Source organism: Synechococcus lacustris str. Tous, assembly GCF_003011125.1.
Taxonomy (GTDB): domain Bacteria; phylum Cyanobacteriota; class Cyanobacteriia; order PCC-6307; family Cyanobiaceae; genus Synechococcus_D; species Synechococcus_D lacustris.
Genome location: NZ_PXVC01000162.1, coordinates 1 through 1892, shown reverse-complemented (window position 1 = coordinate 1892; position 1892 = coordinate 1). Strand labels below are relative to the sequence as shown.

Sequence of the window (1892 nt, the reverse complement as noted above, 5' to 3'; positions counted from 1 at the left end):
ATGCCTGTTTTTCAAGTTCTTTTTGCACAGCTTCTGGCCATTCAAGCCAAAATCGACCATCAGCACTAAAGGTTCTGTTTTTTAGTGAAAGATCATAGATATTCTCTAGATGTATGCCCCCATGGATCAAGGTGGCCTGCATTTCGTTTATGGAATTTGGCTGTAATTGTTCAATTATTGGCAATTTATTGCCCTGGGCTGCCCATGGCATTGGCAAAATTTTTGCCATGGGATTTTGCTCCATGGGTAAACGCGTTAATGAGATCAAGCTGCTAATAGGCACCAGCAACACAAGCGCCAGCAGCAGTCCACCAAGAATTAGGGCGCCCCTGGGAAATCTGCGCTTAATAGTTGGCATCGTTGCAGGTACCCTTCAGCAAATCCAGTATTGCAATGAACAGCCAGCTTCCTATGCAACGGGTAGCGATCACCTGGGTGAACCACTGCGGTGCTGCATTGGTGAAAGTTGTGCCCTTTTCTACATTTGATAGCGCCGTTCAAATCGGTGTGGGTTTTTCTCCGGTGGCAGATGCTTTCTGCGCCGATGGTTCAGTTGATGCAAGCCATAGCCTCGCCCGCCCCGACGACGATTTACGCCTAAGAGCAGATCCAAAAGGTCTTGCATGGCTTGAACCATCAACTGGTTGGGCTTGGGCGCCTGGCCAGCGTTGGCAGCGATCAGGTGAACCCTATGCCGCTGATCAACGTAATTTTTGTGCTCAGCAGCAACAGCTGTTGCATTCGGCAAATATCACTTTGATGGCCGGGTTTGAACTTGAGTGGTTAGTGGCAGGCCGATCTGAAGATGGCTCCTTTCTGCCAGCGGTGCTGGGTGGTCCCTACGGGGCGGATCGCTTAATCGAAGGTTTGGATTATGCAACGGCAATACTGAATGCTTTTGATGCTGCAGGTTTGCCCTGGTTGCAATTTCATCCTGAATATGGATCTGGCCAATTTGAATTTTCTTTTTCCCACACAACTGCTGTTGAAGCAGCGGATCGATTGGTGCATGCCAAATTGCTAATTCAAAGGGTAAGTAACCGTTTTGGTTTGCGCTGTAGTTTCAGCCCTAAACCTTTACTTGGCCAGGTGGGAAATGGCGGCCATCTACACCTGAGTTTGCAACAAGCTGATACCCACTGGCTGCAGGGTGGAGCGGGCATAGGCGGACTTCAACCCCAAGGCGAAGCATTTATTGCTGCCCTGCTTAACCATCTGCCGGCACTATTGGCATTGGCTTGCCCCCTGGCGGTTTCCTACTTGCGCCTCGCACCAAGTTCCTGGTCTGCCCCTTTTCAGGTGTGGGGAGTGGAAAATCGAGAGGCGGCCCTCAGGCTCATACCCACCGCTGCCGATGGAGTTAGCGCCCATTTAGAGCTAAAAGTGGCTGATCTTGCGGCGAACCCATATCTATTACTTGGTGCTGTTCAAGCGGTGGCTTGGCAGGCAATTCAGCAGCCAGCCAAACCGTTGCCTGCAGCAGTGGTGGGAGATCCAGCCCTATTGCCAGATGGGCTGGCTAAAAGATTGCCCATAAAYCTCACTGAGGCATCCGCCGCTTTTGCTGCAAGTGAATTGCTACAAAAATCRATGGGTTTGCTTTTGCATAGYTCACTTGTGGATAGCCAAAAGGCAGAAATTAAACGCTGCGCTGGTTTGTGTGATGAGCAGCTGGTGGTAAGCAGCCGTTGGTGGCCAGTTGTGGGAGCAATATGAAATGCCAAAATTATGGGTAATGCATAGATTGGCGTAAACCAAACTGATTTTGATGCAGCGCACAACCTTCCCCACCCCTTTGGCTGGCATGGCAGCAGGCACAGTTATTAGTTTTTGCGCCTTATCAGCTTTTGTTCCCCAAACTTTTTCAAGCAAAATTAAGTTAAATCTTACCC

The 1892-nt window shown here is 49.8% G+C and carries 1 protein-coding gene and 1 pseudogene; one reads left to right on the top strand and one right to left on the bottom strand.

The features are described 5' to 3' along the window. A pseudogene (locus C7K08_RS13825) lies at positions 1–358 on the bottom strand (hypothetical protein); the annotation flags it as partial. Positions 359–393: 35 nt separating this feature from the next. On the opposite strand from C7K08_RS13825, the gene C7K08_RS13820 reads away from it, so the two are divergent. Next, positions 394–1716 carry a type I glutamate--ammonia ligase gene (locus C7K08_RS13820; RefSeq protein ID WP_106501100.1) on the top strand — a complete coding sequence of 441 codons (1323 nt, stop codon included), beginning with the start codon at positions 394–396 and terminating at the stop codon, positions 1714–1716. Positions 1717–1892 lie beyond the last annotated feature (176 nt).